This window comes from Acutalibacter sp., from assembly GCF_056800975.1.
Genome location: NZ_JBQISV010000107.1, coordinates 1 through 6,537 on the forward strand (window position 1 = coordinate 1; position 6,537 = coordinate 6,537).

Consider the following 6,537-nt stretch of genomic DNA (forward strand, 5'->3'; position numbering starts at 1 on the left):
CCGAAACGCCGTCTATTTTGCCCCAAAACGGCGCTTTCTGCGTCAAAAATCCTCGAAAGGCGGCAAGCCTTTCTTGCGGTTTTTTCCTTGAAAGCCCTCGTGTTTGGACAAAAATCCGACATTTCTCCGGTTTTAAAACAGACTCTAGAACAGATTGCACGGTCTACCAACATTGCACCAGCGCACAAAGCCCCCCAGTCCCTCGACAAGGGTGGAGCAGAGTTTCACAGCCCCACTATTATGAGGGACGCCCCCAAAGCGGCACATGAGCCTGTCACCCGAAATACTTCTCATACATTGCCTCCGGCATATCAAACAGCCCCCGGATGCCCTCTGGGGTCAGCACCTCTTGGGCTGGGCCCTGACAGTAGAGCTCTCCCGCCTTGATGCACACCGCCCAGTCAGCGGCCCTGGCGGCCAGCTCAGGCTCGTGCATGGTCACCACCACGCCCAGCCCCTTCCGGTCCGCCATACCCCGCAGCAGCTCTAAAAAGACCGCCTTGTGGTAGATGTCCAGAAAGGCCGTGGGCTCGTCCAGCAGCAGCGCTCCCGGCTCCTGGCACAGGGCCCGGGCCAGCAGCACTCGCTGCCGCTGGCCGTCGCTGACCTGGGTAAATGCCCTTTCCGCAAAATCTCCGGCCTCTACCAGAGCAATAGCCTCCTCTGCCGCTGCCCGGTCCCGGGAGGAAAGGGTGCCGAAATAGCCGGTGTAGGGGTAGCGGCCTGTCTCCACCACCTCCCGGCAGGTCATGCGGTCAGGGCGCACCGGCTGGGTAAGCAGCAGCGCCAGCCGCTTGGCCTTCTCCCCCGCCGGTATGGCCTCCGTCTCCCTGCCGTCCAGCAGAACGCTGCCCCCCAGGCCTTTCAGCTGGCCCGCCAAGGTCTTCAGAATGGTAGACTTTCCCGCTCCGTTGGGACCTACCAGCGCAACAATCTCCCCAGGCCGCACCTGCAGGGCAATGCCCTCAATCAGCGGCGTACGGTAGCCAACCGTCAGCTCCTGGGCAGCGAGAAGAATTCCCTCTCTCTTTTGCGGACGCATCACAGCTCCCCCCTTTTGCGGCTCAGCAGCATACCGATGACAATGGGCGCGCCAAAAATGGCAGTTACGGTGCTGATGCTCAGCTCGGTGGGGGCAAGGGCTGTGCGGGCCAGCATGTCGCACACCAAACAGAACCCTGCCCCGCACAAAAAGCTGGCAGGGATGAGCGCCATGGGCTTGGAGCTGCCAGTGAACACCCGTACCATGTGGGGCGCGGCAATGCCCACAAAGGACACCGGCCCTGCAAAAGCCGCCACACAGGCCGAGAGCAGCCCGGACAGCACCACCAACAGCGCCTGCAACGCCCGCACATTCACCCCCATGCTTCGGGCGTATTCCTCCCCCAGGCGGTAGGCGGAGAGGGGCTTGGCCAACAGCACCGACCCCAGCAGCCCCGCTCCCACAGCAGCGGCTATGGCTCCCACATTCTCCATGGTCGTGCCGGAGAAGCTGCCCATAGACCAGCCCCGCAGGTTGACAATGTCCGCATCGTCGGCAAATGTGACAAAGAAATCCGTGACGGCAGTGCAGATATAGCCGATCATGACCCCGCACACCACCAGCATGGACATACGCTGCACCCGCCGGGAAATAGCCAGCACCAGCCCCAGAGACAGCATGGAACCCAGAAAGGCCGCGGCGATCATGGCCCCGGAGCCCAGAGCCCAGCCCCGGCCTGCCAGCAGAATCATCACCAGAGCCACCGCCAGCTTTGCCCCGGAGGACACCCCCAGCACAAAGGGCCCGGCAATAGGGTTGTGAAAAAACGACTGCATCAGATAGCCGGAGAGCCCTAGCGCGCCCCCCAGCAGGCAGGCGGCCAGGGTTCGGGGCACCCGGATTTTCCACAGCACGCTCAGGGCCAGAGGGTCCCCCCGGCCCAGCAGGCCGTCCAGGGTCTCCGACGGCTTCAGACCCGCGCTGCCAGTGAACAGGTTTCCCCCCAACGCCGCCAGAACCACTGTCCCCAGCAGGAGAAACACCAAAAAGAATCGCCGCCGCTCTGTCACTGCCCGGCCCTGCCTTCCAAATGGTACAGATATTGAGGAGCGTCCCCCTCCCCGCTGAATATGGTGTGGAAGTCCTGAATAACAACCCCCATCTCCAGGGTCGCCTGAAACATCTCCTGGCGGCAGCACCAGACATTTCCCTCCTTCACGGCCTTGAAGTCCGCCATCAAGGGGTTGAGGGCAATCAGCTGCTCCATATCCTCCAGCTGACCGGACATGTCCCCATTATAAATGAGGAAATCCGCTTCCCGGGCAGCGGTATAGAAGTCCTCCATCTCCATGGTGACTGCGGCGGACTTGCCCTGACCCTTGACATGGGCCAGAAGGTTCTCCGCCCCGGCCAGCCGGAGCATCTCGCTGATATAGTCCCCGGCAGGCCGGGTGACAGGCTGACCCTCGGCGGTAAAGTAGAAGTACGCCGCCGAATGCCCGGTCTCCGGCAGAGCGGCCACCTGGTCCAGCAGCCGCACCTGCTCCTCAAACAGAGCCTGGGCCTCCGCCTCCCGGCCCAGCAGTACGCCGTAGAACTTTACCCACTCGCTGCGGCCCAAAGGGTGCTCCTCAAAGCTGGACCGGTCCACCAGCACCGGAATGCCCAGCTCCTGAAGCTTCTCCTTCACCTCCGGCAGCCGGTCAATCATGGTGGACTGCACACTTAACCGGCAGCCCTCAGAGAGGAGCAGCTCATAGTCCGGCTCCCGGTATTTACCGGCAAAGACCATGTCCCCCCGCTCCATGGCCGCCCGGGCATAGGCCACGCTCCAATCCTCCTGCCTGGTGCCGGAGAAGCGCACCGCCTCCCCGCCGTCCAGGGCCTCAAAAAAGCACATGGCGGCAGTGGCGGTCAGGTAGACATGGTCGAGCGGCTGCTGAATCACCACCACTCCGTCCTCCACATTGCCGGGAGCCTCCTGCCCCTCCGGCACCACCAGATAGCGGCTGCCGTTCTCCACGCTTAGCAGGGTGGAGCCGTCCTCCTGGGGCGTGATGGTGAACTGGCGGGCGTATTGCAGCCGGGCATCCTCTGCCTCGGGGGAGGGGGAGGCGCTCTCTGCGGGAGCCTGGGCAGAGACAGCCGTCGAGGGGGCAGCGTTGCTCTGGGCAGGCGGCTGGGGCGCGCAGCAAGAGAGCGCCACCGCCAGACAGAGAGCCAGGAGCAGCAGCTTTAGCGGGATATTTTTCATGAAGGAACCTCCTTTTTTGTAACGCCCGGATGGGCTGGGTAAACTTTAGCATATGAAGAAACAACTGTCAAGAGCAGGGCAGAGACAGAAAATCCCTGCGCCCGATGCGGAAGCTGTCTTAACGCATGAGAAAAAGCCGAGAAGACAAGGGAGCAGCTGCCGGAGTTCAAAACGCCGCAGAGAACCCAGCGGCTCTCTTTTTGCATTTTAACCCAAAAATCAACCAACCGTTGGGCAAACCAGCGAAAAGCCGCGCCCCGTTTCAGAGAAAGCCTCCCCAATCCAGCTTTCTGCATATAAAAGCCAGTCTCAACCTGCAAATTCTGTTATATTGCTTGACATTCTCCGCCGACTGCGCTATACTGTAAATATAATATATTTTTCAAATTCACCCGCGGGAGGTTCCAATGAGCAGAGGCTATTATACTTATACCGAAATCACGGATTTTGGACCCTATGTCACCAAAATTATTCTCCCCTTCCCCCAGCCGGTTTCCTCTGAGGCAGTGAACCCCTCCTGCTTTTCCGTCCATGTTCAGCGGCTGGACGAAAAGGGCCAGGTTTACCAGCTCCCCAAAAGCTGGACCCAGCGGGACAGCCTTGTCCCCAGTCAGGGCTATATCCCTGTGAAAAAAGCTTACCCCTCCGACCGCCAGGGCCAGCCTGAAGCCGGCGGCGGATTTGTCACCCTGGAGACGGACTACGGCCCCCTTTGCCCCCTCTCCTCCCGGGTCTCCTGCCCCAAGGAGCACAATGTCTATGTCACCATGCGCTATGATATTCAGCAGGTCAAGGCGGTGGAAGGAATTTCCGGGCTGCGGTTCGGCTTCCCCTTGGGCGACAGTATGCCCGCTGCCCAGGGCTGGCTGAACCATTTCAGCGAAGACGGCCTGAACTACGGCTATTTTGTGCCCCAGCAGGTAGAGCCCGGCCCCCGCCCCCTGATCATTTGGCTTCACGGCGCGGGAGAGGGCGGGCAGGACCCCGCCATCGCCTACACGGCAAACAAGGTGGTGGCCCTCACCTCCCCCGGGGTGCAGAGGCTTTTTGGCGGCGCCTATGTGCTGGCGCCCCAGACGCCCACCTTCTGGATGAACGATGGCAGCGGCGAATATGGCCGCACAGGTAAAAGCATATACAGCCAGGCGTTGAAGGCCTGTATTGACGGTTTTCTGGCGCAGAAGGAGCATATTGACCCCAGCCGGGTCTATATCGGCGGGGACAGCAACGGCGGCTTTATGACCATGCGGATGCTGGTGGACTGGCCGGAGCTGTTCGCGGCGGCGTTCCCGGTGTGCGAGGCCTTGTATGACGAGGTGATCACCGAGGAGCAGCTAGCGGGCATCAAGGATAAGCCCATCTGGTTCACCCATGCCAAAAACGACCCGGTGGTGCTCCCCAAGGAGACAGTGGTTCCCACCTATCAGCGGCTGATGGCGGCAGGGGCCAAAAACGTGCACTTTACCTTCTGGGACAAAATCGAGGATATTCATGAGGGCTTTGTGGACGCAGAGGGCAAGCCCTTTGAATACATGGGCCATTTCGCGTGGATTCCCCTGCTGAACGACGACTGCCGGGTGGACTTTGACGGCAAGCCCGTGCTGTGGGAGGGCCGGGAGGTCAGCCTGCTGCAGTGGCTGGCCCTGCAAAGAAAGGGCTGACAACAACGAGTATAAGTATCTTTTTCATCTTTTAATCTCCTTTTTAACCCAAAGGGCCCAGAGCATTTGCTCCGGGCCCTTTGGGTTTATGGGGTCATGCTGTTGGTCAGCCGCCTTTACTTCTTCTCCTCTGCCTCTGCCAGTTCCTTCTTAAAGAGATACTTCTCCACTTCCTCCACCATATTCTTGGGAATCTCCCGCTTCACCGGGAAAGCCGCCGCGTTTACCATGTCCTGAGAGAAAGCCAGCACGTTCCGGGCGGTTTTCTCCAGGGCCTCTGCCGACAGGAACGCCATGGTGTCGAATCGGTTGTGAATGTAGGCTGCGCCCGGGGCACCGAAGCGGGTAAAGTTCACCGCCGGGATGCCGCTGTCTGCAAAGGGGATGGAGTCGCTGGAATAAATGCCCTGCTTCACCTCTGCCGACAGGCCCCGCACCTGGGTGGCGTACCGCAGATAGTGCACCAGGTCCTCCTCACCGGTAACGGCAATGCCCTCCCGGCCCAGCACCGGGCCGCCCACGTCAGTGTTGATCATCAGCAGGTGGTCCTTCAGCTCGTCCTTATGGGCCTTGACATAGGCCCAGCTGCCCTCAAGGCCAATCTCCTCGCTGCCGTACCACATGAACTTCACCGTGCGCTTGGGCGGGTTCTCTTTGAACCAGCGCAGCGCCTCCATGTTGATAACCGAGCCCGCGCCGTTGTCGTAGACACCCTTGGAGAAGTCCACCGAGTCATAATGGGCGCCAAAGGAGATGATCTCCTCCGGCCGCTCAGTGCCCTCAATGGTAGCTACCACGTTGTGAGAGGTGCGCTCCACAGTCTCGTTTTTCAGCACCAGCCGGGCCTTGCAGGCCCCCCGCTTCACCATGTCGAAAGCGTCCAGTACCCGAGTGTGCACCATGGGCACACTGCCAAAGGCCCGCAGGGTCCGGCGCAGCATACGGGTAGAGAGGTCCGTGCCCTCCCGGTCATCCCGCAGGTCGCCCTCCATGGTGACAATGCCCGCCACCTCCGCCTTCATCAGCTTGCGGAACAGGGGCAGGCGCAGGTAGCCGTTCACCAGCACGATTTTGCCGGCAGCATGGCTCAGGTCCACCTCATTGCCCGACTCAATATAGAGAAACTCCGCCTCCAGACCGCCCTGATAGGTGTTTTTGGCGCACTTATAGCCTGTCACCGGGTACTCCTGATGGTAGGGCTCCAGAATTTCCAAGGTAGCGGCGTCTATGTCCGCGTCCTCAATGGGAAAGCTCTCTATCACGGCAGGCACGCCTATGGCCTCGCACTCCGCTTTCAGCAGCTCCGCGGCCCGCAGCTCCTCCGGGGACCCGGCTACCCGGGTAAAGTTCAGCTTTTCCAGCAGCTCCATGGCTCTCTTTCCTGACACTTCCATTCTCTTTTCTCCCTTTCTGTATCATGTTGACGGACTTGGTTGACTTGACCTTATTTGACTTCTCTGTCCGCACCCGCCTCCGGGTCCAGATAGCCGAAATCCGTTTTGATCTGTGTGGTGGAGATCTCCGGCGTGCGGGGCAGATTGACCACCTGGCAGTGCTCCTTCAAAAAGTCGAATTTTCCCTGCCAGTCGTCTCCCATTACAAAGGTATCTACCTTGTAGAGCCGCACATCCTCCACCTTC

Annotated in this window: 5 protein-coding genes and 1 pseudogene; 1 reads left to right on the forward strand and 5 read right to left on the reverse strand. The window is 60.4% G+C overall.

Going from position 1 to position 6,537, the window contains the following annotated elements:
- Positions 1–274 precede the first annotated feature (274 nt).
- Genes ACTO5E_RS09575 through ACTO5E_RS09585 form a run of 3 tightly spaced genes read right to left on the reverse strand, consistent with a single transcriptional unit; the run spans position 275 to position 3,236 of the window.
- Positions 275–1,042: an ABC transporter ATP-binding protein gene (locus ACTO5E_RS09575; RefSeq protein ID WP_482303229.1), complete on the reverse strand. Its 768-nt coding sequence runs from the start codon at positions 1,040–1,042 to the stop codon at positions 275–277.
- Positions 1,042–2,052 (reverse strand): FecCD family ABC transporter permease, encoded by a 1,011-nt coding sequence (locus tag ACTO5E_RS09580; protein ID WP_482303230.1) that lies wholly within the window; start codon positions 2,050–2,052, stop codon positions 1,042–1,044. The genes ACTO5E_RS09575 and ACTO5E_RS09580 overlap by 1 nt, the downstream gene beginning before the upstream one ends.
- On the reverse strand, positions 2,049–3,236 hold the full coding sequence (locus tag ACTO5E_RS09585) for an ABC transporter substrate-binding protein (RefSeq protein WP_482303232.1): 1,188 nt from the start codon (positions 3,234–3,236) through the stop codon (positions 2,049–2,051). The genes ACTO5E_RS09580 and ACTO5E_RS09585 overlap by 4 nt, the downstream gene beginning before the upstream one ends.
- Positions 3,237–3,643: 407 nt before the next feature.
- Here ACTO5E_RS09585 and ACTO5E_RS09590 point away from each other — a divergent pair, with 407 nt between their 5' ends.
- Complete coding sequence (locus ACTO5E_RS09590) at positions 3,644–4,897, forward strand: prolyl oligopeptidase family serine peptidase (RefSeq protein ID WP_482303234.1); 1,254 nt, start codon at positions 3,644–3,646, stop codon at positions 4,895–4,897.
- A 116-nt stretch (positions 4,898–5,013) separates the two neighbouring features.
- Here ACTO5E_RS09590 and ACTO5E_RS09595 read toward each other — a convergent pair whose 3' ends face one another.
- Positions 5,014–6,291, reverse strand: a complete 1,278-nt coding sequence (locus ACTO5E_RS09595; RefSeq protein ID WP_482303236.1) for a M28 family metallopeptidase — start codon at positions 6,289–6,291, stop codon at positions 5,014–5,016.
- A gap of 50 nt (positions 6,292–6,341) precedes the next feature.
- Positions 6,342–6,537, reverse strand: a pseudogene (locus tag ACTO5E_RS09600) (nucleotidyl transferase family protein); the annotation flags it as partial.